A 26,003-nucleotide genomic window follows, 5' to 3' on the forward strand; every position below is an offset into this window, starting at 1 on the left:
TGACTTTTTCACAGAGTCGTAGGCGTATTCAATTCTGTAAAAGTTAGAAGGGTATTTACCCAAAAACAGAGGCTGGGTTGCAACCTCTGTGATTGGAAATTTTATTGACGAATGATTTCTATTCTCGAGAAGATGAGAACTAAGTTCGAGCTAAGAACTTCAGAAAAAATGATTTTCCGAACCCTAGATACTCAAAGAAATTCAAGACTAGGCTAGGCAACTGGACGAAGATTGAACTAGAGTTCATCGAGGAGAGTTAACAAAGCCTAGTGAAGAATTTCGTGGCTCGGGCTAAAAACGTTCCCCGAACGTTTTTACTACTTCTCAGTAAACTCGCCATCTACGACATCATCGCCTGCGTTGTTAGCTGTTTGAGCACCTTCTTGGCCTGCGGCTGCTTGTTGTGCTGCTGCGGCTTGTTCATAGAGTTTCACTGCAAGGGCTTGGGCTTTTTCGTTGAGGTTTTCAAGTTTAGCCTTCATGTCGTCCAAGTTGTTAGCTTCTTGAGCTGCTTTCAACTCATCAAGAGCTGCTTGAGCTTGGTCACGTTCTGCGTCGAAGCCTTTTCCTTCTGTTTCTTTAAGAGTTTTCTCAGTCGCAAAGATTGCTTGGTCCACATCGTTACGAAGGTCTACTTCTTCCTTACGTTTCTTGTCTGCTTCTGCGTTTGCTTCTGCATCTTTCATCATGCGGTCGATTTCTTCGTCTGTCAAACCTGAGTTAGACTGGATAACGATTGTTTGTTCTTTTTGCGTACCGAGGTCTTTGGCTTTTACAGAAACGATACCGTTCTTGTCGATGTCGAATGTTACTTCGATTTGTGGAATACCACGAGGTGCTGCAGGGATATCTGTCAATTGGAAACGACCAAGAGTCTTGTTGTCCGCTGCCATTGGACGCTCACCTTGAAGCACGTGGATGTCAACAGCTGGCTGGTTATCTGCCGCAGTTGAGAAGACTTGTGACTTAGAAGTTGGGATGGTTGTGTTGCGGTCAATGAGTTTTGTAAATACACCACCCATTGTTTCGATACCAAGTGACAATGGTGTTACGTCAAGGAGGACAACGTCTTTGACATCACCAGTGATCACACCACCTTGGATTGCTGCACCCATAGCAACAACTTCGTCAGGGTTTACAGATTTGTTTGGCTCTTTACCAGTTTCAGCTTTAACAGCTTCTACAACAGCTGGGATACGAGTTGAACCACCGACAAGGATGACTTCGTCGATTTCTGACAAGCTAAGGCCTGCATCTGAAAGGGCTTGACGAACAGGAACTTTTGTACGTTCTACAAGGTCGTAAGTCAATTCGTCAAATTTTGCACGTGTCAATGTCATTTCCAAGTGAAGCGGACCTGCTGCACCTGCAGTGATGAACGGCAAGCTGATTTGAGTTGATGTCACACCTGAAAGGTCTTTCTTAGCTTTTTCAGCAGCATCTTTCAGACGTTGAAGAGCCATTTTGTCAGCTGACAAGTCGATGCCGTTTTCTTTCTTGAATTCAGCTACCATGTGGTCGATAATCTTTTGGTCAAAATCATCACCACCGAGCTTGTTGTCACCCGCTGTAGCAAGTACGTCAAAGACACCGTCACCGAGCTCAAGGATAGATACGTCGAAAGTACCACCACCAAGGTCGAATACCAAGATTTTCTCGTCTTTGTCAGTCTTGTCCAAACCGTAAGCAAGGGCTGCTGCAGTTGGTTCGTTGACGATACGTTCTACTTCAAGACCTGCGATTTTACCAGCATCTTTTGTTGCTTGACGTTGAGCATCGTTGAAGTAAGCAGGAACAGTGATAACGGCTTTCGTTACTTTTTCACCAAGGTATTCTTCAGCGTAGCCTTTCAAATATTGAAGGATCATAGCTGAGATTTCTTGTGGGGTGTATTCTTTACCATTTGCTGAAACTTTTTCAGAAGTTCCCATTTTTGATTTGATAGAGATGATGGTATCTGGGTTGGTTACCGCTTGGCGTTTTGCCGCATCACCAACGATGATTTCACCATTTTTGAAAGACACAACAGACGGAGTTGTGCGGTTTCCTTCTGGGTTTGCAATGATTTTTGATTCAGTTCCTTCAAGAACTGCAACTGCTGAGTTTGTTGTACCTAAGTCAATACCGATAATTTTGCTCATTATAAATACCTCTTTTTATTATTTCTTTTTGTGATACTCTCCTTAAGTGGCGACGCCGTCAGAGCCCGCTTTTTCGGTCTCTTTGACTAAAGTTTGAGCCAATTGTCTCAAACTTTGCGTATCTAGCGCCACGGCGGAGAGTATCAAATGGGCTCACGATGTTCGCTAGCCTACAAACCTAGGGCTTGTCTTTGTTTACAATTTCATAGTTTAACGACATTTCGGTCAAGTTTCTTTTTTGGAAATAGCAGAGCGACTATTCTGATACGACCACCATAGCCGGTCTCAACAGACGTTCATGCAACTTGTAGCCTTTTTGGAAGACTTGTGCGATGTGTTCTGCTGGGCAGTCGTCTGTGGCTGGAACGGTTTGAATGGCCATGTGAAGATTTGGGTCAAAGACATCTGTTGCGACTTCTTCCACTCCTTCTTCTTTGAGGGCTTGAATCAAACTTTCCTGTACCATTTCCAAGCCTTTTTTGACATCTTCTGTCAGGCCTTCGACTTGAAGAGCGCGTTCCAAGTTATCCAAGCTCGGCAAGATTTTCTTGGCCAAGTCTTGCGAACGGTAACGCTGAATGGTTTGGCGTTCCTCGTTGGCACGGCGTTGGATATTTTGCATTTCAGCATGGGCACGGAGGTACTTGTTTTCAAATTCCTCTGCACGCTCATTTGCCAAATCCAACTCTGATTTTTCAGGAGCTTCGACAACTTCTTCTGTTGCTTCAACCTCTTCTACGATTTCTTCGTTTTTGATTTCTTCTGACAAGTTGTTCACCTCTTCATTTTCTATTATTACTTTGACAAATAATAAATTGAGTTCGGGCTAGAAACTCAGAAAAAAGATAGATTTCCTTGTGTCTGATGACACCGCGTCAATCTCCTATTTTTCAATCGTTTCCTTCACGCCCTCACATCTTAATTTACCTCATAATGATTACTGCTCAAATATCGGTAGTAATCGGTTAATTTCATAAATAGGACGCGGCTGATGATGTTGATTAAGCTCATCTGCCTACGATAGTCCATGTCAACAGGACCAAGCAAACTCATCTGGGCCATGCCCCGATAGGGGATTGGAAAGCGATGATGAATAACTGTCACATCTGCTAGGGCAGGATCCCTATGTTCCGCCACAGAAATGCTGGTCTGCTGGTTTGGCGCTAAGCCTTGCCGCAACTCTGGGGCTAATAGCTGTGGGCTATCCAAAAGCTGGTAGGTGGCGAGATTGCCATAGGTCAGCGAAGCGACCTTTCCGCTAATAAAGACTGATTCTTGGAAGAGATTGGCAAAGATGTAGTCCATCAGATCCAAGACATTGTCCGTCGTGGTAAAGTAACGCTGAACCACCTGGGGAATCTCCGTCCGCAGCTTGTAGTGGATAGCCAAGACCGTCTGGTCAACGAAGCGTTCATCCACCAGGCGTTTGAGCACTTCCAAGTCCCTGGTCAAAAAGTTCTTGGGAATGGCAAACTGGACGGTAACAGGTTTGGACTGGTCCAAGGTCAAGACTGCCAAGGCATCGTGGCTACTGAGCTGCACGATGTCAAAGGAAGTCAACTGCTGACTGGTCGGCTCCACATCTAAGATAACCGAAGTGTAGCCTGTCAAATCAGCTAGGACTGTACTGGCCCGCTCTAAGATGTCTTCCAGCTTGAAGGCTTCAAAATCGAAGGCCTTGACTACCTGATAAACATCTTCTTCATTGATGTGTTCCAAGTTGAGCGAGTGGTTGACAAAGTATTGAAAACCAGCCCGACTGGGCATCCGACCACTTGACGTGTGGGCCTTTTCTAGCAAGCCCAACTGCTCTAGCTTAGCCATATCATTGCGAATGGTAGCTGAACTAGAAGCAATCATCTCCTGTAAAGCTTTAGAACCAACTGGCTCATGATGACGCGTAAACAATTCAACAATCAGATTCAAAATATCATTTTGACGTTGGGTAATCATCTCCGCTCCTTTCATGAACAGTGTTGATTTTTATATTTTTAGCACTCTATAACGATGAGTGCTAAACTTTATACTCCCATTATACGCCGAAAAAATGGATTGTCAAGAGAAAAAACCAAAAAATTAGCACTCTTTTACCTAGAGTGCTAAAAATCAGTCTGAGGACCTAGAACTGTGGAATGTCAACAAAAAAATCAGAGAAAACTCCCTGATTTGATTCTTATTTCCCTTGGGCAATCAATTCTGCCCCACGTTTGCGGTAGGATAGGTCGCCAACAGCTTCAATTAGGAGCTTGCCATTTTCGTATTTGAGGACGGTGATTGAGCCATTATCGAGGAAGACATTGGCACCACGCTCTGGCTCCAACAGATGGGCCAGGGTTGCAATGGTCATACCATGACTGACCACAAGGGCATTGCCACCGCCCTGCTTTTCCAAGTCTTGGGCGATAGCCTCAAACCCTGTCAGGATACGATTGCTCAAAACTTCCCATGATTCCGCCCAGCCAGCGGTGTCTGCTTCTTGGATACCTGCTGCGATTTCCGCAAAGGACATGCCTGTTGCATCAACTGTCCCTTTCAAACGAGGCAGGACACCTTGGAAAAGCTCGGCATCATACATACCTTCGAAACTACCAAAGCACCATTCACGGATACGCTTATCTTGGTAATATGGGATTTTTCCTAAAATTCCCAACTCACGCTGGGCGATGGTCATGGTCTGAACGGTCCGTCCCAGGTCACTGGATACGGCTAGTTTAAAATCAAGGTCCGCATCCTTGAGCCCCAAGCCCAGTTCACGAATCCCTTCCTCACCAGCCTTGGTCAGCGGTGTATCACACCAGCCCTGCACGCGCCCGATGGTATTAAACATGGTTTTCCCATGTCGAGAAATATATAATCTTACGTCTGCCATAGCATTCTCCTTGTCTTTTCTTACTATTAAGTATAGCAAAAAACCGACCGCTTGTCGCAATCGGTTTACGTTTTTAGTTCTTAAAGCTATGAATCGGTGCTGGAATTTGTCCGCCACGGTTGATAAAGTCAGCAGACGAAGCCTGATTGACCTTCATAACAGGAGCTGTTCCCAAAAGCCCACCGAATTCAATCATGTCCCCTTCTTTTCCAAGCGGAATGATACGAACCGCAGTGGTTTTCTGGTTGATAACTCCAATCGCTGCCTCATCCGCAATCATAGCCGCGATAGTTTCAGCAGGCGTTGTTTCTGGAATGGCAATCATGTCTAAACCAACTGAACAGATAGCCGTCATAGCTTCCAATTTTTCAAGGTTGAGCGAGCCATTTTGCACCGCCGCAATCATGCCCTCGTCCTCAGACACAGGGATAAAGGCACCTGATAAACCGCCGACTTGGTTGCAGGCCATGACACCACCCTTTTTCACTGCGTCATTGAGCAAAGCTAGGGCAGCAGTCGTTCCGTGCGTACCTACGGTTTCTAAGCCCATTTCCTCCAAGACCCGAGCCACTGAGTCGCCAACAGCTGGCGTCGGAGCAAGGGACAGGTCCACGATACCGAACTTAACACCCAGGCGTTCGCTGGCCATATTGCCGACCAACTGACCGATACGGGTAATCTTGAAGGCCGTCTTTTTGACAGTTTCCGCCACCACATCAAAGCTCTCGCCACGCACTTTTTCAAGGGCACGCTTGACCACACCAGGCCCAGACACGCCGACATTGATAACCACATCCGCCTCGCCGACACCATGGAAGGCACCCGCCATGAAAGGATTGTCCTCGACCGCATTGGCAAAGACCACCAGCTTGGCCGCACCCATATCAGAAGCCTCCGCCGTTTCCTTGATGATCCGCCCCATGTCCCGCACAGCCGTCATGTTGATACCCGTCTTGGTCGAGCCGATGTTGACTGACGAGCAGACTTTTGTCGTTTGGGCCAATGCCTGCGGTATAGAGTTGATGAGGATTTCATCCCCTTTTTGGTAGCCCTTTTGAACGAGAGCTGAAAAACCTCCGATAAAATCGATGCCGATCTCATGAGCCGCCTTGTCCAAGGCATGAGCCAAGGGAAGATAATCCGTGGCATCCGTCGCTGCACCAATCAAAGCAATAGGCGTTACCGACACACGCTTGTTAACAATGGGAATCCCCAGCTCCGCCGCAATCTCATCACCGACCGCTACCAAGTTCTTGGCCTTGGTCACAATTTTGGTGTAAACTTTCTCAGCAGCCTTATCGATGTCCGAGTCAATACAGTCCAAAAGGGAAATCCCCATGGTAATGGTCCGAATGTCAAAGTGCTGCTCCTCAATCATCTCAATGGTTTCTCTAACCTGTCTAATGTCCATGATTGCTCTCCTTACAAGTTGTGCATAGCATCAAAAATCGCCGCACTTTGAATGTTGATTTTCACGTTCAAAGCCTGACCGTAAGCTTCTAGTTCTGCACGAAGTTGCGTGAAATCTTTCTTCTCATCTGATGACACCACCGCCATCATGGTAAAATACTCATCCAAAACTGTCTGAGAAATATCATCAATATTCAAACCCAATTCCGCAATCTTGGTCGCAACACCTGCAACGATTCCTGACTTGTCCTTACCGACAACTGTAACAATAGCTTTCATCTGAACACCTCTTCTAAATTTTCATTTATTTTATCATAAATATGCAGAAAAAGGTAGAAATCGTCTAGTTTCTACCCCTATTATACGTATTTATCGTTTACTTGTTCTTCTTGCAAGTCACAGCCATGTTTGACTACTGTTTGAAGTAACAAACTTTCTATTTCTACCAGTCTATGATACACTAGTGTCGAGGAATTTTACTAATGTTGGTGGTAACAAGCTGCCAACCTTTCTTTTGTTCAGAAAGGACATCTATGAAAATCATCAAGCAATTATGGTGGTTCTTCTTCCTGGAAAAGAAGGCCTACCTGATTGGTATTCTATCCCTTTGTCTAGTCAGCGTGCTCAACTTATTTCCAGCTTTTATCATGGGGCAGTTGATCGATCAGATTGCCAGTGGCAAGTTGACGGATATCCAGCTCTTTCTTGGCATCGGAGGACTGGTCTTGTCAGCCTTTGCTATGTACGGTCTCCGCTATGTCTGGCGGATGAATATCCTAGCGACCTCCTATCGACTGGGCAAAATCATGAGGGCTCGCCTGTTTGACCACTTCATGCACCTATCTCCTTCCTTTTTCCAACAGCACAGGACTGGGGACCTAATGGCCCATGCGACCAATGATATCAATGCCTTAACCCGACTAGCTGGTGGTGGTGTCATGTCCTTTGTCGATGCAACGGTCACAGCCTTGGTTACCTTAATTACGATGAGTTTGAGCATTTCCTGGCAGATGACCCTGGTAGCAATCTTGCCCCTGCCCTTCATGACGCTGACTACTAACTTTTTAGGCCGTCGAACCCATGAAAATTTCAAGGCTTCACAGGCCGCCTTTTCAGAACTCAACAACAAGGTCCAGGAAGCTGTTTCAGGTATCAAAGTCACCAAATCCTTCGGCTACCAAGAGCAAGAAACAGCTGCCTTTCAGGCGGTCAATCAAGCTGCCTTCTTGCAGAATATCAAAACCATGCGGTACGATGCCCTATTCAACCCTGCTGTCCTCTTCTTCATCGGCCTGTCCTACCTGCTAACCTTGCTGGTCGGCTCCCGATTCATCTCGCAAGGTCTGGTCAGTCTTGGACAATTAGTTACCTTCATGACCTACTTAGACCTCCTGGTCTGGCCTCTCATGGCAATCGGTTTCTTGGTCAATATGAGCCAGCGTGGTGACGTGTCCTACAATCGTATCCAGAGCCTCCTCACTATTTCCTCAGAGGTGGTTGAAACAGACCAACCGCTACCTGCACCCAGCAATGGGCAGATTGTTTATGAAATTTCCGAGTTTGCCTATGATAACCTGCCAGTTCTGCAAGACATTGCCTTTTGCATCGAGCAGGGACAGACAATCGGTCTGGTGGGGCCAACAGGATCTGGGAAGACCAGCCTGCTCAAGCTCCTGATGCGTGAATACGATGTGACCTCGGGGCAGATCTTGCTCAATCAGGAAAATATCAAGAACTACAAGCTCGCTGACCTACGGCAGTTGATGGGCTATGTTCCCCAAGACCAGTTCCTTTTTGCGACCAGCGTTGCTGAAAATATCCGCTTTGGCAATCCAGATCTGTCTCTAGAACAGGTGGAGCAGGCTGCTCGGGCTGTCCATGTCTATGAGGATATTCAGGATATGCCAGATCGATTTGACACCATGGTTGGTGAAAAGGGCATTTCCCTGTCTGGTGGACAAAAGCAACGGTTGGCTATGGCTCGTGCTATGATTCTCAATCCAGATATTCTACTCTTGGATGATTCGCTCTCGGCAGTGGATGCAAAGACAGAACATGCTATTCTTGAAACCATTAAGCAAGAACGGCTGGGCAAGACGACCATTATCACCGCCCACCGTCTGTCAGCCATTGTCCATGCGGATTTGATTTTGGTCCTTGAAGACGGGAAAATCGTAGAACGAGGTCGTCACCAAGACCTATTGGATGAAAAAGGCTGGTATTACGATACCTATATGATGCAGCAGTTAGAAAGTGAGAAAAGCGATCGTGACTAAGACCAAACAAACCAGTGTTTTCTGGCGACTCCTGTCCTATCTGAAGCCCTATCGGCTGCTGACAATCCTTGCCCTCAGCTTTTTGTTGCTGACAACTCTTGTTCGTAGTTTGATCCCCCTTCTGGCTTCTTTCTTTATCGACCACTATACTTCTTCAATTTCTGAAACAGCTGTGGCTATTCTAGCCGCCTACTTTGCTCTCTACCTGCTTCAAATGTTACTCCAGTATTTTGGAAATCTCTGGTTTGCCAAGGTTTCCTATAGCATTGTCAGAGACATTCGACGGGATGCTTTTGGGAGAATGGAAAAGCTGGGAATGGCTTACTTTGACCAAACCCCTAGTGGTTCTATCGTCTCTCGGATTACCAACGATACCGAGAGCATTTCAGAGATGTTTTCGGGAATTTTATCCAGTTTTATCTCCGCTCTCTTTATTATCATTACCACGCTTTCGACCATGTTTGCCTTAGATTGGAAATTAACCAGTCTGATTGTCCTCTTCCTGCCCGTGATTTTCGTCCTGGTCAATCAGTATCGGAAGCGGTCAGCTCCCATTGTTGCCAAGACCAGAAGTCTGTTGAGTGCAATCAACAGCAAACTGGCAGAGAGTATCGAGGGAATTCGGATTATCCAGGCTTTTTCTCAGGAAGAGAGGTTGAAGGAAGAGTTTGAGGTTATCAACCAGGAACATCTGGACTATGCCAGTCGTTCCATGGCCTTGGACAGTCTCTTTCTCCGCCCTGCTCTGTCACTTGTTAAGATTTTGGCATATGCTCTTCTCATGACCTACTTTGGTTTGGATTGGTCACAAGCTGGAATTTCTGCTGGTCTTATCTACGCTTTCATCCAGTATGTCAATCGGCTTTTCGATCCCTTACTGGATGTCACGCAGCATTTTTCCACCCTCCAAACCTCTATGGTGTCTGCCGGACGAGTTTTTACGCTCATGGACCAGACCATAGAGGAGCCGCTACAGGTTGACCGAGGGGCCAAGATTGGCAAGGGGCATATTGTCTTTGAGGATGTTTGCTTTTCCTATGACGGTAAGCGACAGATTCTGGACAAGGTTTCCTTTGAAGTGAGACAGGGGCAGACCATTGCCTTTGTAGGTGCCACTGGGTCTGGAAAATCCTCTATCATCAATGTCTTTATGCGTTTCTATGAGTTCCAATCTGGGCGGATTCTGATCGACGGTCAGGATATCCGCAGTTTTTCACAAGAGGAATTGCGGTCAGCTATTGGCTTGGTCCTGCAAGATCCCTTCCTCTTTCACGGAACCATTGCTTCCAATATCCAGATGTATCAGGAGATTTCTCAAGAGGATATTGAGGAAGCAGCTCGCTTTGTGGATGCTGCTCCCTTTATCGAGAAACTTCCCGACACATACAATCACCTTGTCACCGAGCGGGGTAGTGCTTTTTCGACAGGTCAACGGCAACTGCTGGCCTTTGCACGCACCATGGCTAGCAAGCCCAAGATTCTCATCTTAGATGAGGCGACTGCCAATATCGATTCTGAGACTGAGCAGACAGTACAGACTTCTCTGGAAAAAATGCGAAAAGGGCGGACAACCATTGCTATCGCCCACCGCTTATCCACCATTCAAGATGCCGACTGTATCTATGTCTTGGACAAGGGAAAAATTATCGAGTCTGGAAATCACGAACAACTCCTGTCCCTCAAGGGGCACTACCACCGTATGTACCAGTTACAAGCAGGCCAATTGGCAGCGACCTAGAATCAACTTCCTGACAAAAGAGGCTGGACAGAAAGTCTTAAAAATAAAAAACAGCTTAGAGTTACGTTGTCAGAAACGTTGATTCTAAGCTGTTTTTGATTGTTAAAATTTTTATCAGAGGGGAATTTTTTTAGTTTTTGCCCAGCCTCTTTTTTCGTGTGTAGACTTTTCAGCACCTCTATTGATCGCTGACTGCTTTCTATTGCAACCCCTGCTGTTTCTTGTAATAGGTCACTGTCATACCTATTCAGTTTATTTCAACCCTCGTGACCGATTGGCATAGGCTTTCCAGTCAATCCCACGTGCCTCACACCAGTTTTGGACCTTTGGAGCCAAAATCAGATCTTTAGTGCGTAGTTCAGTCAGATTTTTGGCGCCAAGCATACCAACAATGGCCCGAATTTCTTCCTTCATCTTGTCCAGCTCCAGGCAGGCAGCTTGAAGATGTTCACCATCTCCATCTTTCACCAATTGGAGAATGCGGTTTGACATCCCAACAGCATCGGCACCAACCGCCAAGAGTTTGACGATATCAAGAGAGGTTTTGACACCTCCTGATGCCAAAATCGACAATTCCTTCTGTCCTCTTGCTTCAAGAGCTTCCAGCGTAGATACCAAGGTAGATTGTCCCCACCCCTCCAGAAAATCCAGTTTATTCTGACTGCGCCTTGCATTTTCAATCTTGGCAAAATCTGTGCCACCAGTCCCAGAAATATCAATCGTTTTGACACCGACAGACAGCAGCTGTGAAATGGTCTCCCGACTCATACCAAAACCGACTTCCTTGACAATCACAGGCACCTCTAATTCCCTCACCAAGGTTTCGATATTTTTCAACCACATGGAAAAATCCCGATCACCTTCTGGCATTACAATCTCTTGAGGAGCATTGACATGGATTTGCAAAGCATTAGCCTCCAAGGCAGCAACTGCTCGCTTGGCATTATCCAAACCATGGTGAGCACCTAGGTTGGCAAAAATTAACCCCTTGGGATTTTCCTTGCGCAAGACCGAAAAAGTATCCAATACATTCGGATCCTTCATAGCCGCACTCAAGGAGCCAGCCGCAATCGGAACACCAGTATAATGCGCCAAAATACCCAAGGAACGATTGATTTCTCCGGTCTTAACGCTCCCACCTGTCATGGCATTGATGTAAAAAGGATGGGCTAGTTCAAAACCTGCAAAACAGGTCCTCACATCCACCTGATCCAGAGACAACTCCGGCAAAGACTGGTGAACAAAGCGTGTCTCTGTCAAATCACTCGGCGACTCTTCTTTGTATTGGAGACTAGCCAGTCCAACATGTTGATCCTTTCGATCACTCCCAAATTCTTGCTGATGCATCATCACGCTTGTTTACCTCACACATTTCTATATCCAGCGGCAATAAGCCCGCTGCCAACCAATTTTTTTTGACTTCGTTCGCAATGGTCACAGAGTCAGCAAATGCAATCCCACAATCACCACCACCTGCTCCTGATGTCTTGGCCACAGCGCCAACTTCCTCTGCTCTGTCAATCAGAGTTTTTAGAGAAAGAGTCTCGATCTCGACTCCAAGGCCAGCTGAAGCCTCCTTTAAGAGGCGACGATTCTCACGAATTCCTTGCAAAAAGGCAGAGCGATCATCCGATTTACAGGCATGAATCAAGCCTTTTACACAGGCTAAACTATCTCGTAAGAAACCATCATATCCAGCTTGTGACCACTGCCCACTTGCTTTTTGGACACGGTCCAAGGAAGCATCTGTCGAGGCAACTGTCCCAGTCCATGCCACCATAAACTGCACATCTGCCGGCAATTCTAATCGCTGGATGTCCAAATCCTTCCAGTCGGATTCCAGTAACGAATGAAGACTTTGCCGACTCGCTTCTTCAGTCAACCAAGACCGATCCACAGACTGATAAGCAACCAAGCCTGCAAAACTGGAAGCTGCCAAATCCCCAAAGGACCCTTTCATTTCCAATCTGGTCTGTACCAAGGCAGCCAACTTAAAAACAAGCAAATCCTTCTCTTCTAGTTTGAAATAACGCAATAACGCCCTAACAAGTCCTACGGTCAGGGCACCCGAGGAGCCTAGACCATACTTCCGACTTGTCTTTCTATCATCCAAGTCAGAAGTAATCTTCAAATGAAAAGGACTAGAAAGCTGGCAACCAATTGCTCGACCATAGTCAAGGACCAGTTGCAAGGCAGTTGTTATCAAAGGATAGACTTCTGGCTGGGACACCCAAACTTGCCCCTCTTCCAGTCGCCAGGTCAACACAGTTTCAGGATCTTGCTCGGACCAGATGGTTCCTTCTTGCCCCTCCAAAACAGGTTCCAGACCAACCGTCAAAAAACGATTGACACCCGCTACGAGCGCCAGTTGCCCTGGCTGTACAATGGCATATTCTCCCGCTATGAATAGTTTTCCAGGAACAGCGACCTCAACCTTCATAGCCAACCTCTTTCTGGAAGCGACTGTGAGACTGCTCCCACTCTTCTTCTGTCAACTGGCTAGCTCCCTGGCCAGGCAAACTTTCAATCAACTGAAACTCAGGCAACAAGACACTCAGCTCTCTCTTCAATTCTTCCATCTGACTGGCACGACAGAGCACTTTTACATTAGGACCTGCATCCATGGTCATGTAGGCAGCAAGACCTGATTCCTCCCGCACCTGTCGCACAGCTTCCTGAGCCCGCACACTCGCTGCAGACCAATAGGTAAAAGGTGGGTTGGCAGACAGGGTTGTCGCATGCATCTTCATCCCATTGTGCTCGGTCAACTGACCCAATTTCTCGAAATCTCGCTCAGCGATGGCTTCCTTGATCGCTACTAAATCCTGGGCTGCAGTCTCTACCCAAGCCTGATAGAAAGGAGAAGTCGCCACCGTCAGGTCCATCCCCTCTCGACTAGCCACTTTTTTCTTGGCTTTATCAACTGCAATGACGAGCATACCGATATCCCAGTCCGCCTCATCAATCGGACGAGCAAGCGAATCCTCGGAACAAGTCCCCATATCCCACTCAACAAAGCCTCCGAACAAACTCCGAGTACTAGACCCTGACCCCCGGCGAGCAAAGGTCGAGAGAGCCTGACGAGACAAGTCTATTTTCAAGGCCGTGGCTGTCGCCAAAGCTAGCGCCGCAAAGGCAGAAGCCGAACTGGCCAAACCAGCTGCTGTTGGAACGAAGTTGAGACTCTCAACCACCGCAAAACGATCTTCACCTATATATTCGCGAAACAAATCCAAAAAACGCGAAATTTTTCGAATTTCTTTCTCATCCTGTTCGAGACCATTTAAAATAAACCGATCTTCTGTAAAAGCTGTATCAAAAACCACCTTTGTATCGGTATAAAAGGCATCCAAAGTCAAGGATAGACTGGAATTCATTGGGAGGAAGAGCTCCTTGTCCCGCTTGCCCCAGTATTTAATCAGAGCAATATTGGTATGGGCACGCGCAATGCCGACTGATTGTGTCATCTTATTCTCCTAAGTATTGTATCCATGTTTGTCGGGCTCCAGCTTGAGAAAGAACTGCTTCCAGATGCTGGGCCACTTCTTCTGTTTTGGCTAAGGCAATCATGCAACCACCCCTGCCACCACCCGTTAGTTTGGCTCCCAAGGCTCCCTTGTTCATGGCCTGCTCAACCAACTGGTCCAGGCTAGGGTCTGACACCCCTAATTCTTTCAGATGGCAATGGGCTTGGCTCATCTTTTGCCCTAGAAGCTCTGCCCTGTTAAAAGCCAAGTCTTCTCGAGCACCCTCTGTCAACTCTCCCAAAGCTCGAATATGGTCATACACCTCTGGTTTTTCCCTAAGTAGGGCCGCTAAATCCGCGATGGCTTCCAAAGTGTTGCCTGTCTTGCCTGTATCTGCCACCACCAAAAAGGCATCCAAGTGTAGGGCCAGGGGCTGGATAGGCTGGTCTTTTTTGAAATAGATAGGGGTGGTGCCACTGGTCGTCGCCGCATCAATGCCTGAAGGATTTCCATGTGCAATCTTCTCAGATGACTGGACGATGTCCCATAGCTCGCTGTCGCTCAGGTCTTTTTGGTAGTAGGCAAAGAGGGCTCTTGCCACCGCAACAGCCACCGCTGCACTGGACCCCATGCCCCGCTCTGCTGGAATGGTGGATGTGATGGTGATATGAATAGCGGGATCGGTCGGTGCACCAATACGGTAAAGGGAAAAGCGAATGGCATGCTTGAGACTCTCCCATATCTTAGGCATCTGGTGGACCAAACCTTGATAAAACTCACATGTCACTGCTAAGGCCTGACCCTCGGTTCGAACGGTGGCCGTGATTTCAACAGCAGAAAAGGGCATGGCAATGGCTGCTTGTCCGTAAACAACCGCATGCTCTCCCATCAAAATGATTTTTCCAGTTGATTTTCCTACTGCTTCCATTTTTCTCTCCTTTTGCAATCATTCTATTATACCATTTTCCAGATATTTATTCTTTTTCTCTATGAAAAAAACCAGTGCAGAGCGTACTGGTTTTTCAATTATCGTTTATTTTTTCTTCTATAAGACCTAGCCAGAAGACCTGCACGAAAGATATTGTCCAATACTGTCCCAATCCAAATGGCCGCAAAACCAACTTCTGTAAAGGTAAGCAGGAGGTAAGCAACTAAAATCCGCACACACCACATGCCAATACTGGTGGCATAAAAGGGCAGTTTGGCATTGCCCAAGCCCTGCCAGAGAGCCGTGTAAATCAGGGTCCCTGCCGTAAAAGGCACACCAATCAAAGAAAAAGTCAAAACTAGCATACTGGCCTGACTGGCTACCGCGTCCTGCGTATAGAGGCCAATCAAGTGCGGCCCCAAGAGATAAACGGTCACCGCCACACCGTACATGAAAATCAGGCTCAGGACCAGACTAGCTTTACGGACGGCATCGATTTTTTCGCTCTGCCCTTGGGCCTTGGCCGTTAGAATGACCGTCGCCGTTGCCAGCCCCAAAGCCGGCATATAGTTGAACTGGGTCAGGGTTTCACCTATGGCATTGCCCGCCAAAACCGCCGTCCCCAAGCCTGTAATCAAGCCCACGACCACCACATCTCCTGCCCGCATCATGAGCCGCTCGCCCGTCGCAGGCAGGGCTAAAGCCATAAGTTTGCGGTCCAAGTGAAGTGTTAGGGGCGGTAGGGAAATCCCCAAGGATCGCCAGAGGATGAGGCAAGCAATCAAGCGAGACAAAACGGTGCCGATTGCCACCCCTGCAATCCCCCAGTCCATGACAAATACCGCAAGGGCAGATAGAACTGCATTGAGAAAATTAGACAAAAGGCTGATATGCATAGGTAACTGTGTCCGACCCGTCGCCCGCAAGATAGCACCCAAACTGGTCATGAGCCCAAGGAATACAATACCTCCACCGACTATGGCTAAGTAAAGCCCACCAGCTTGAGCCACCGCAGGCTCTGTCCCCAGCAAACCAAGCAAGCTCTGGCCGAACAAAATAGACAACAAGCCCAAGATGCCACTCAGCAAGACCGTCAACTTCAAGGCCTCTCCAGCTGCCCTACTGATTTTCTCTTGGTCACCTTGACCGACAGCCTGGGCTAAAAGCGAGGCCACCGCAGCCGCCAAGGCAATGAAAATCGCCTGATAGATAGCCATGATATTGCTGGCAACTGACACACCTGACAGGGCGACCAAGCCCAGAAAGGCCACCAAATAAGAGTCCACCATACCCATAACCATTTGAAGCATATTTTCCGCCATAGCTGGTAGAGCGATTTTTAACAAGTCTTTGTAAGTTTCTTTCATCTTTCTCCAATTCAAAAGGGGCTTTCGCCCCTCATTTCTATTAAACACCCAAATAACGTTCTACTTCAGCCTGCATATCTGCAGCTGCAACGACGGTATTGTGGCGGACAGGTGCCGTTTCCAAGCCGTCCACAGCTGGTGGTAGGGCTACACCTGAAATCTCATGCAATTTGGCAAGGGCTTCGAAGTCAGTCAAGCCTGACTGGCCTGTCACCGCTTCAACCGCAACTACTGGGAACTTGTAAGGACTTGCTGTAGAAGCGATCACTGTCGGAGTTTGGTCACCTGTCTGCTCCACATACTGTTTATAGACCGCTGAGGCAACAGCCGTATGTGGATCTTCAATGTAGTCTGACTCGTCATAGACACGCTTGATTTCCGCAGCAGTTTCTTCTTCTGTCGCAAAGGCGGCAGCAAAGAGAGAGAGGATATCCGCGTCAGCCCCTTGAATATCATACTGACCAACTGTGTTCAAGGCTTCCATCAACTCAGCTGTTTTTGCAGCGTCATTGCCAAAGAGGTGGAAAATCAACCGCTCCAAGTTAGAAGACACCAAGATGTCCATGGACGGACTGGTTGTCACGCGGAAAGTGCGGTTCTTGTCGTAAACACCAGTCGAGAAGAAGTCGGTTAGGACATTGTTGTCGTTGGACGCACAGATGAGCTTGCCAACTGGCAGACCGATCTGCTTAGCGTAGTAAGCCGCCAAGATGTTGCCGAAGTTGCCTGTCGGAACGGTGAAGTTGACCTTGTCACCCGCCGCAATCTCACCAGTCTTAACCAGCTGAGCGTAGGCATAGACATAATAAACAATCTGGGGTACCAAGCGGCCGATGTTCATGGAGTTGGCAGATGAAAACTGGAGTTTCTTAGCCGCCAACTTGGCACGAAGAGCCTCATCGTTGAACATATGCTTGACGTTGGTCTGGGCATCGTCAAAGTTTCCGTCAATGGCCACCACGTGGGTATTAGCCCCTGTTTGCGTGGTCATCTGCAATTCCTGGACCTTAGACACCCCGTCGCGTGGGTAGAAAACGATAATTTGCGTGCCAGGAACGTCCGCAAAACCAGCCATAGCCGCCTTGCCCGTGTCGCCTGATGTCGCAGTCAAGATGACAATCTCGTTTTCCAAACCGTGCTTTTTAGCCGCCGTCGTCATCAAGTAAGGGAGGATGGACAGAGCCATGTCCTTGAAGGCAATGGTTGAGCCACGGAAGAGCTCCAAGTTGTACTGACCTTTTAGCTTGACAACTGGGGCAATAACTGGCGTGTCAAACTTGCTGTCGTAGGCATTGTTGATACAGTAGTCCAGCTCGTCTGCCGTGAAATCGTCCAAGAAAGCCGATAAAATCAACTTGGCAACTTCTTGATAAGAAGCGTCTTTGAGAACAGAAAAATCCAGATCAACTGCAGGAATCGAAATCGGTGTAAACAAACCACCGTCGGTCGCCAAGCCCTGTAAAATCGCTTGACTAGCCGATACAGTATTTTTAGCATCGCGTGTTGATTGATAAACTAGTGTCATAATATTCCCCGTAAAAATCTATTTTTTCTATTCTAACATAAATTGACAGAAAATTCCCAAGATATAATCAAAAACCCTTTACCTCATTCAAAAAAATGCTTTATTTTTTACAAATTTAAAACATTTTTACCTTTGTCGGTACCTGGGTTGGAAAAAGCGAGCAAGCAAACTTTATTCAAGTCACCATCGCAGCTGATGGCGGTGTTGAAACAAGTGTTCGTTACAACCATAACCCTGAACAGACAGAAACATTTTCCGCACGAATCGACCAAAGCCAACTCTGATCTGATTCCGCCATTATCCTAGATCAATACCAAGGCGATCACACTGCCCTGATCGCCGGGACAAATGGACTTGGTGGCTGGTTGGTTCAATATCCTGTTGGCTATCAGTTAGAAGCAGGCGCTCTCAAAATCAACCTATGGAACCTTTCTATCTTTGATAGCTTAGATCCTCAACAACCAGCTTTTCTTACCATTCAACTTAGCCCGCAAGAGTCAGCATAAAAAAATCTCCTTCATTGAAGGAGATTTTTTTGACTGCCTAAATTATTTGATACGACCTGGACGCTCTTTGTAACCATAGTAAGCATCTTCGATGATTTCTTGCATATGGTCAACCATTGCGAGGCGAGGGTTAGCAGGTGTACATTGGTCTTCATAAGCAAGAAGGGCCAATTCACGAGAGTGTGCTTTGAGTTCTTTCTCGTCAACACCTTGGTCTTTCAAGTTCATCTTGATACCCAAGCGTTCACCGAGTTCATAGACTGCTTTCGCGTAAGATGCTACACCTTCTTCTGGCGTTGAAGCTGGGAGTCCAAGCATTTTCGCGATATCTTGATACTTCTCATCTGCACGGTAGTAGTTGTACTTAGGCCATGTAGCGGTCTTAGCTGGACGAGTACCGTTGTAACGGATGACGTATGGAAGCAAGATAGCGTTGGTACGACCGTGAACAGTGTGGAAACGTCCACCAAGTTTGTGGGCCATTGAGTGAGAAATACCCAGGAAGGCGTTGGCAAAGGCCATACCTGCCATTGTAGATGCGTTATGCATTTTCTCACGAGATTCCCAATCTGCTTCTTTTACAGATTTTTCAAGGTTTTCAAAGACTAACTTGATAGCTTGAAGCGCCAAACCGTCTGTGTAGTCGTTGGCAACAGTAGAAACGTAAGCTTCTGTCGCGTGAGTCAAGACGTCCATACCTGTATCTGCTGCTACAAAGTCTGGCACACTCATAACAAATGCTGGGTCAACGATGGCAATGGTTGGTGTCAATGAGTAGTCAGCAAGTGGGTATTTACGGTTGTTTTTCTTATCAGAAATAACAGCAAATGGCGTAACTTCTGAACCAGTACCAGATGTAGTTGGGATGCCAACATATTTTGCTTTTTCACCCAATTCTGGGAATTTGAAAGCGCGTTTGCGGATGTCCATGAATTTTTGAACAAGGTCACGGAAGTCCACTTGTGGTTGCTCGTAGAAGAGCCACATGATTTTCGCAGCATCCATTACAGAACCACCACCGATTGCAATGATTGTGTCTGGTTTGAAGGCTTTCATTGCTTCTGCACCGCGTTCGACTGTTGTGATGTCTGGATCTGGTTCAATATCTGAGAAGACGGTGTACATCACTTTGTTTGAGCGAAGTTGCAATTGTTCAATTACACGTTGAACAAATCCAAGTTTCACAACGACTTCATCGGCTACGATCATGACTTTCTCAACATTTGCCATTACTTGCAAGTATTGAATGGAGTCACGTTCAAAGTAAATTTTTGATGGAACTTTAAACCATTGCATATTATTTCTCCGTCTTCCTACTTTCTTGATGTTGAGCAAGTTAAGGGCACTTACGTTGTCACTCACTGAGTTGCGTCCGTAAGAACCACATCCCAAAGTAAGAGATGGAAGGAAGGCGTTGTAAACGTCACCGATCCCACCGAAGGTTGATGGTGAGTTCCAGATAACACGGATAGCTTTCACACGTGTACCGAATTCTTTAGCCAAATCTTCGTCAGCTGTGTGGATAGCAGCTGAGTGTCCAAGACCGTGGAATTCAACCATTTGACGTGCTGCTTCCAGACCTTCTTCACGGCCTTCTACTTTCAAGACAGCGATAACTGGTGACAATTTTTCACGTGTCAAAGGCTCTTTTTCACCGATTTCGGCTACTTCTGCCGCCAAGATGTTGGTACCTTCTGGTACTTTGAAGCCAGCTTGTTCCGCAATCCATGCTGCCGGTTTACCAACGATGTCAGCATTCAATTTACCTTCTGCACAGTTTTTGCTGTTAGCTTTCACGCCGAAGCAGAATTCTTCCAGAAGGGCTTTTTCTTTCTTATTCACAAAGTAAGTGTGGTAAGACTTGAATTCTTCTACAAATTCATCATAGATGTCCTTGTCCACAATAACAGCTTGCTCAGATGCGCAGACCATACCATTGTCAAATGACTTAGACATAACAATATCATGAGCTGCTTGACGGATGTTTGCTGATTTTTCCACATAAGCTGGTACGTTACCTGCACCTACCCCAAGGGCTGGTTTGCCGCAAGAGTAAGCTGCACGCACCATTGCGTTACCACCTGTCGCAAGAATTGTTGCGATACCATCGTGCTTCATCAACTCTGAAGTTGCTTCCATAGATGGTTTTGTAATCCATTGGATACAGTTTTCAGGTGCACCTGCTGCTACAGCTGCTTCATAGACAACGCGGGCTGCGTGTGCTGATGATTCTTGTGCAGATGGGTGGAAGGCAAAGACGATTGGGTTACGTGTTTTAAGAGCGATCAATGATTTGAAGATGGCTGTTGAAGTTGGGTTGGTTGTTGGAGTAACCCCACAGATAACCCCAACTGGCTCTGCAATTAAGGTCAAACCAGTTACTTCGTCGTCTTCAATCACGCCAACAGTTTTCACACCGCGCATGTTGTTAACAACGTGTTCGCAGGCGAAGAGGTTTTTAGTCGCCTTATCTTCAAAGACGCCACGGCCAGTTTCTTCATGGGCATGCATGGCCAAGACACCGTGTTGATCCAAGGCAGCTACTGACGCTTTCGCAACGATGTAGTCAACTTGTTCTTGATCAAGAAGACGGAACTCTTCGAGAGCAACGAGACCTTTTTGCACCAACTCATCAACGTGAGTGCGAGCTTCAGCTAGTTTTTCTTCTGGTGATACTACTTTTTTATCAGCCATTGGGATTCCTCCAAAATGTTCTTTTTCTAGTCAACTTCATTTGTTAACTTTTTCACAAATATATTCTACACCATCTTCTTGGATTTGTAAAGAGTTTGTTAAAAATTTCACAAATTTTTCCAGTTGCTTGTGAAATTTTCCGCAAGATTCCTTTTGTTTTAGGGTTTCCAGTCCTAGTTTGTGAAAGAGATTTTGCTGAATTCTTGGATTTCACAAGACTTTTTTGAAATCTCAAAAATGATAGCGCTTACTATCAGTATATCAAATCCACTCTGTCTTTTCAATCTGTTTTTCGAACAGAAAAAAGCAGCGCCTTAGGCTACTGCTTCTCCAATGCTTCTAAAATACTTGCGAAATCTGTTTTGAGTGTCTCTAAACTTGTTTCAACTTGACTTCTTGTCTGGTTATTTTTCACCACAACCTGTCCAGATTCGATTTCACTACCACCCAGGGCAATGATGGCCTTAGCGCCAAAGACATCTGCTGACTTAAACTGGGCTTTGAGCTTGCGGTCAAGGTAATCTCGCTCTGCTCGGAAGCCTTGCTTGCGGATGGCTTGAACCAACTCAAGCGCTCCGCCATTGGCCTCCTGACCTAAAACTGCGATGTAGACATCTAGCTGGGTGTCGAGAGGGAGCTCGATGCCTTGCTTTTCAAGGACTAGGATGAGGCGCTCAATCCCCATGCCAAAGCCAAAAGCTGGTGTTTCAGGTCCGCCAAAGTAGGTCACCAAACCATCATAACGACCGCCGGCACAGATGGTCAGGTCATTACCGCCTACCTCGGTCATAAACTCGAAAATAGTATGATTATAGTAGTCCAAACCACGCACCATGTTGGTGTCAATCACATAAGCAATGCCTAAGCTATCCAACATAGTCTTAACCGCTTCAAAGTGGGCAGTACTTTCTTCATCCAGATAGTCCAAGATGGACGGTGCATTTTCCACTGCAACCTTGTCTTCTTTTTCCTTGGAATCCAACACACGCAAGGGGTTTTCTTCTAGACGGCGCTGGCTATCCTTGGAAAGCTGGTCCTTGAGCGGTGTCAGGTAGTCAATCAGGGCCTGACGGTAAGCAGCACGGCTCTCTGGATTGCCCAGACTGTTGAGGTGGAGGCGGATATTTTGAATCCCCAACTCCTCAAAGAAGTGGTAGGCCATGGCAATGGTTTCCACATCTGTCGCTGGATTGCTGGAGCCGAAGCACTCGACACCAATCTGGTGGAACTGACGCAAACGACCTGCCTGCGGACGCTCATAGCGGAACATAGGGCCCATATAGTAGAATTTAGCTGGTTTTTGCACTTCTGGAGCAAAGAGCTTATTTTCTACATAAGAACGAACAACCGGTGCCGTACCTTCTGGACGGAGGGTGATATGACGCTCTCCCTTGTCATAGAAATCGTACATCTCCTTGGTCACAATGTCTGTCGTATCGCCAACCGAACGGCTGATCACCTCGTAATGCTCGAAGATTGGTGTGCGAATCTCAGCATAATTGTACTGTTTAAAAATGCTGCGGGTAAAGTTTTCCACATACTGCCATTTGGCAGAATCCTGCGGTAGTAAATCCTGTGTTCCTTTAGGTTTTTGTAGTTTCATGGAATTTCTCATTTCTCTAAATCTTGTCCTTTATTTTATCATATTTTGGGCTTTTTTGGAAATGGCAGAGCAGACAAAAAGCCGTGCCTACTGACACGACCTTGTTTAAAAAGCTATTTCTTGTCTACAATCTGGAAATTCAAGTCGGCCACTTCGATCTCAACTTCAAGTTTTTCTTCTGAATTGAGATTGAGGAGGTTTTCTAAGGCTGTTTCTGCAAAGGCCGCTACTTTTTCTTGGCGTTCCGCATCATTCAACACTTCCTCACTTGTCTTGTAAATGGCTTCTTGGGATTTATCATTTAGAAATTCCTGAGCCTTTTGTCCAGAAGTGAAAGCATCCACTGCCTTATCTATAAGACCATTGCTATTGTTGCTGATTTTGATTGCTCCATGTTGCTGAGAATCAACTTCGACAAGAACAGGTTTCTTGAAGGTTAAGGTATTGTTTTGAATCTGAACATCTGACTGGCCAATCCCTTCCAAGACCAACTTGAACTCAGTCTGCACAGGAATATCAACAGACATTTCACGTCCAACAAAGAGCTTGGTAATAGGCTCAGTCCAGTCTGGCCAATCTTTTAATTGATTGTTCTCAAAGGTCTGGTTGGCAGTCGTATCCACCTCGGCACCTGCTACAACCAGCTTGCTTTCCGCTTCAAACTTCTTAATGACAAACTCATATTGAACCTTGTGGGTTCCTTGGAACAATGCTAGAATACTATTTCTAAACCAGAAAATCCCTACCCCTAAAACCAGCAACAAGACCAAGAGGCTAGCCAACTTTTTCGCAAAAAACTTTCCAACTGTTTTCATACATTTCTCCTTCATACTTGAATAATTGGAACTCGTCCTATAACCATTATATATATATATATGCTGTCAAGTGAATTTTGTGACTTTTTGAACATTATAGCAAAATTTCTTTAGGTGGGAATTTAGCAATAAAATTTGGTGAATAAAATTTTAAAAAAAATCTGTCAAGTAACTTTACTTTACAAAAAACTTTTGTTATACTGTTAAAGTTGACGAAAGTCATACGCACTATTTTAGATTTAAAAGGGGCTTAGCCCTGACATTTAATGGAGGAAGAAAGAAATGGCAGTACCTGCACGTCGCACTTCAAAAGCGAAGAAAAACAAACGTCGTACTCACTATAAAGTAGCAGCTCCAACTGTGAAATTTGATGAAACTACTGGAGATTACTCACGTTCACACCGTGTATCTTTGAAAGGATACTACAAAGGACGTAAAATCGCTAAGGCTGCTTCAGCTGAATAATAGAAGGGAGATACCATGCGCGTAAATATTACACTTGAACACAAAGAATCTGGTGAGCGTTTGTACCTTACTTCAAAAAACAAACGTAACACTCCAGACCGTCTTCAATTGAAAAAATACTCACCAAAATTGCGTAAGCACGTGATTTTTACTGAGGTGAAATAGGGATTCACTACACGTCAATAGACGGTAGAAACCTTGATTTAATGCGATTTTTGAAAGATGAACTTTCATTACATTGCAGTACAAATCAGTCGAATCACTACCTTTTTCACTACCTTTTTTGAAATAAGATTTTGATTCGGATAAGTAATAAACCCCACTGGCTAATGAAAGTCAGTGGGGTTTTTGAGTGATTGGGAAAGAGCAAAGTTACTGATTAACAAGATCTACAACGATAATTTCTGGGCGATTAAAAAATCTTGGTACTCGTGTAGATTCTTTGGCCAGACCCCTGCTTACAATAAAATACGAGTTTCCAAATTCATATAAACCACCTGCATATTTCGGAAAAAATCCTTGATTCGGCGCAAATACACCATTAACCAAATATGGTACTCTCCATTGTCCTCCATGCGCATGACCTGATAATACTAAATCAAATCCATACTTTTGATACGTATCAACTAGTTCTGGGCGGTGCGCTAGTAAAATTTGAAAATCGGTACTTATTTGCTTCCCTTTTATGTCTTCAAGTTGGTCTAGCAAATTCACACTAGTATCATACTTTTGAAAATATTCAGGATCGTCAATGCCTGAAATAGTGATTGACTGCCCCCTTATATCAACTCTACTAGTATTTCCAGATAATATGGCTACATTCTGTTGTCGCAGATGTTCTAGCATCTGTTCATATCGATTACTCCATATTTCATGATTACCTGACACATAGTAAGTATGATTAAATTTACTTAGCCCGCTCAACAATTCTAGTGTTTTTCTGTCCGAAAGTTCATCATCAAAAATATCTCCACCTAATAAAATGATATCTGGGCTTTCTTTCTCTAATACTTCCAAGATTTGTATCTGGTTTTTACCGTAATTTGATGAGTGTAAATCAGTAATTAGAGCAAGTCTGATTGGCTGAGATATTTTGTGACTAACAAGCCTGTAATGAGTTACCTGAAGCCGACTGTCAAAACCTAAAGCAAGAAAAACAAGGATACAAATAAGAATAAACCATCGTGGCTTACTATTTTTTAGTTTTTTCATTATATGAACTATTTTACCAAATTTCTGTAACGAGCAAACATTTTCAAAAGTTTACTCAATAATAATATCAAAATATTTTGTATCAACTTCTTTTGGAGCGACGTAACTAATATTTCGTTTGGTATTGAATATATCAGATTCTTCCAGTGATGTAGAGAGTCCACTCCATGGCTCTAAAGCGATAAAGGGACTCTGATTTGTAGTTGACCAAATCACTAAATATGGAAAATCATCAAATGCAATCGAAAGAGTCTTCTGATGATTTTTAGATTTCAAAGATACCTTTCGTGATGCTAATTGATCCAATGTTATAGCATCATGCTCAAACAGTTGATAGGACAAGTCCAAGGTCTTTTGATTTTCCAAGAATGAACGGCGATCTCGCAGATCAAGTAAACCAGTTTCTGGAAAACTTCTAGGTACTGTACAAGATTCTACTTTTTCAAATTCTAAATAATAGTCTTCATAACTCTCACCATCCAACAAGGGACAATTAAAACCTGGGTGACCCCCAATAAAGTAAGGTAGCTTTCTATGTCCTTCAAGATTTTTCACTCGATATTCGGTTCGGATTGTATTACCAAGTAGTGAGTAATTAATGGAAAGTTCAAATTCAAATGGGTAATTTTTTACGGTTTCCTCATTTGATGAAATAGAAAATTCCAAAGAATTTTCGGTTCTCCTTACATTTTTGAACATCATTTTTCGCACAAGTCCATGCCTTGGAATTGTACCTGTAAATGTCGGTCTTTCTGCAGGTTCATAGATAGCCCAATCATTTCGTAAACTTCCACAAATTGGAAATAGAACTGGTGCTTGACCGCTCCAATAGGTCGGATCTCCTTGCCAAAGATACTCGACACCATCATTATCTTTAATTGAAATAATTTGCCCACCTAATTCAGAAAATTGTACTGTTAAGTTCTCATTTTTTAATTCAAGCATAAAAACTGCCTCCCTTATATGAAAACAAGGATGCTAACTTGA

21 protein-coding genes are annotated in these 26,003 nt (G+C 45.4%); 4 read left to right on the forward strand and 17 right to left on the reverse strand.

All coding sequences use genetic code 11. The features are described 5' to 3' along the window. Positions 1-317 precede the first annotated feature (317 nt). The 6 genes from dnaK to JNG37_RS03030 all read right to left on the reverse strand — a co-directional run bounded on the left by dnaK (position 318) and on the right by JNG37_RS03030 (position 6,699). Entirely contained in the window at positions 318-2,141 is a 1,824-nt protein-coding gene (gene dnaK / locus JNG37_RS03005) for a molecular chaperone DnaK (protein WP_002943084.1), read from the reverse strand. Positions 2,142-2,397: 256 nt separating this feature from the next. Continuing rightward, entirely contained in the window at positions 2,398-2,934 is a 537-nt protein-coding gene (grpE, locus tag JNG37_RS03010; RefSeq protein ID WP_395324066.1) for a nucleotide exchange factor GrpE, read from the reverse strand. A gap of 125 nt (positions 2,935-3,059) precedes the next feature. Next, positions 3,060-4,094 carry a heat-inducible transcriptional repressor HrcA gene (hrcA, locus tag JNG37_RS03015; protein ID WP_105210206.1) on the reverse strand — a complete coding sequence of 345 codons (1,035 nt, stop codon included), beginning with the start codon at positions 4,092-4,094 and terminating at the stop codon, positions 3,060-3,062. 220 nt (positions 4,095-4,314) lie between these two features. After that, positions 4,315-5,010 (reverse strand): histidine phosphatase family protein, encoded by a 696-nt coding sequence (locus tag JNG37_RS03020; RefSeq protein ID WP_158455839.1) that lies wholly within the window; start codon positions 5,008-5,010, stop codon positions 4,315-4,317. A 73-nt stretch (positions 5,011-5,083) separates the two neighbouring features. Further along, complete coding sequence (locus JNG37_RS03025) at positions 5,084-6,421, reverse strand: PFL family protein (RefSeq protein WP_044761801.1); 1,338 nt, start codon at positions 6,419-6,421, stop codon at positions 5,084-5,086. 11 nt (positions 6,422-6,432) lie between these two features. Continuing rightward, positions 6,433-6,699, reverse strand: coding sequence for an ACT domain-containing protein (locus JNG37_RS03030; protein WP_029173833.1), 267 nt, complete (start codon positions 6,697-6,699; stop codon positions 6,433-6,435). A 254-nt stretch (positions 6,700-6,953) separates the two neighbouring features. Between JNG37_RS03030 and JNG37_RS03035 the strand changes: the two genes are divergently transcribed. Together JNG37_RS03035 and JNG37_RS03040 are read left to right on the forward strand one after the other, a co-directional pair. Continuing rightward, a complete protein-coding gene (locus tag JNG37_RS03035; RefSeq protein ID WP_158455841.1) occupies positions 6,954-8,696 on the forward strand; it encodes an ABC transporter ATP-binding protein in 1,743 nt (580 codons plus the stop codon). Next, positions 8,686-10,434: an ABC transporter ATP-binding protein gene (locus JNG37_RS03040; RefSeq protein ID WP_158456090.1), complete on the forward strand. Its 1,749-nt coding sequence runs from the start codon at positions 8,686-8,688 to the stop codon at positions 10,432-10,434. The genes JNG37_RS03035 and JNG37_RS03040 overlap by 11 nt, the downstream gene beginning before the upstream one ends. 252 nt (positions 10,435-10,686) lie before the next feature. On the opposite strand, the gene fni is transcribed toward JNG37_RS03040, so the two are convergent. The 9 genes from fni to JNG37_RS03085 form a co-directional block, all read right to left on the reverse strand. Next, positions 10,687-11,784: a type 2 isopentenyl-diphosphate Delta-isomerase gene (gene fni / locus JNG37_RS03045; RefSeq protein WP_158455844.1), complete on the reverse strand. Its 1,098-nt coding sequence runs from the start codon at positions 11,782-11,784 to the stop codon at positions 10,687-10,689. Then, positions 11,756-12,874, reverse strand: coding sequence for a phosphomevalonate kinase (locus tag JNG37_RS03050; protein WP_158455846.1), 1,119 nt, complete (start codon positions 12,872-12,874; stop codon positions 11,756-11,758). The genes fni and JNG37_RS03050 overlap by 29 nt, the downstream gene beginning before the upstream one ends. Beyond that, entirely contained in the window at positions 12,864-13,901 is a 1,038-nt protein-coding gene (gene mvaD, locus JNG37_RS03055; RefSeq protein WP_158455848.1) for a diphosphomevalonate decarboxylase, read from the reverse strand. The genes JNG37_RS03050 and mvaD overlap by 11 nt, the downstream gene beginning before the upstream one ends. A 1-nt stretch (position 13,902) precedes the next feature. Further along, positions 13,903-14,829: a mevalonate kinase gene (gene mvk / locus JNG37_RS03060; RefSeq protein ID WP_158455850.1), complete on the reverse strand. Its 927-nt coding sequence runs from the start codon at positions 14,827-14,829 to the stop codon at positions 13,903-13,905. Between the two features lie 98 nt (positions 14,830-14,927). After that, positions 14,928-16,196, reverse strand: coding sequence for an MATE family efflux transporter (locus tag JNG37_RS03065; protein WP_158455852.1), 1,269 nt, complete (start codon positions 16,194-16,196; stop codon positions 14,928-14,930). A 40-nt stretch (positions 16,197-16,236) separates the two neighbouring features. Further along, positions 16,237-17,721: a threonine synthase gene (gene thrC / locus JNG37_RS03070; RefSeq protein WP_158455854.1), complete on the reverse strand. Its 1,485-nt coding sequence runs from the start codon at positions 17,719-17,721 to the stop codon at positions 16,237-16,239. Between the two features lie 548 nt (positions 17,722-18,269). After that, the gene (adhE, locus tag JNG37_RS03075; protein ID WP_158455856.1) at positions 18,270-20,921 is read right to left on the reverse strand and encodes a bifunctional acetaldehyde-CoA/alcohol dehydrogenase; all 2,652 of its coding nucleotides are present in this window, start codon (positions 20,919-20,921) and stop codon (positions 18,270-18,272) included. Between the two features lie 319 nt (positions 20,922-21,240). Then, the gene (hisS, locus tag JNG37_RS03080; RefSeq protein ID WP_158455858.1) at positions 21,241-22,524 is read right to left on the reverse strand and encodes a histidine--tRNA ligase; all 1,284 of its coding nucleotides are present in this window, start codon (positions 22,522-22,524) and stop codon (positions 21,241-21,243) included. 113 nt (positions 22,525-22,637) lie between these two features. Further along, positions 22,638-23,339: a hypothetical protein gene (locus JNG37_RS03085; RefSeq protein WP_158455860.1), complete on the reverse strand. Its 702-nt coding sequence runs from the start codon at positions 23,337-23,339 to the stop codon at positions 22,638-22,640. Positions 23,340-23,621: 282 nt separating this feature from the next. Between JNG37_RS03085 and rpmF the strand changes: the two genes are divergently transcribed. After that, on the forward strand, positions 23,622-23,804 hold the full coding sequence (gene rpmF, locus JNG37_RS03090; protein WP_002937589.1) for a 50S ribosomal protein L32: 183 nt from the start codon (positions 23,622-23,624) through the stop codon (positions 23,802-23,804). Between the two features lie 15 nt (positions 23,805-23,819). Further along, the gene (gene rpmG / locus JNG37_RS03095; protein WP_002262412.1) at positions 23,820-23,969 is read left to right on the forward strand and encodes a 50S ribosomal protein L33; all 150 of its coding nucleotides are present in this window, start codon (positions 23,820-23,822) and stop codon (positions 23,967-23,969) included. Positions 23,970-24,176: 207 nt separating this feature from the next. Here rpmG and JNG37_RS03100 read toward each other — a convergent pair whose 3' ends face one another. Both JNG37_RS03100 and JNG37_RS03105 read right to left on the reverse strand, forming a co-directional pair. Further along, positions 24,177-25,016 (reverse strand): metallophosphoesterase, encoded by an 840-nt coding sequence (locus JNG37_RS03100; RefSeq protein WP_158455862.1) that lies wholly within the window; start codon positions 25,014-25,016, stop codon positions 24,177-24,179. Between the two features lie 51 nt (positions 25,017-25,067). Next, positions 25,068-25,961 (reverse strand): aldose 1-epimerase family protein, encoded by an 894-nt coding sequence (locus tag JNG37_RS03105; protein ID WP_158455864.1) that lies wholly within the window; start codon positions 25,959-25,961, stop codon positions 25,068-25,070. Positions 25,962-26,003: the final 42 nt, after the last annotated feature.

This window comes from Streptococcus suis (assembly GCF_016775005.1).
Classification (GTDB): Bacteria; Bacillota; Bacilli; order Lactobacillales; family Streptococcaceae; genus Streptococcus; species Streptococcus suivaginalis.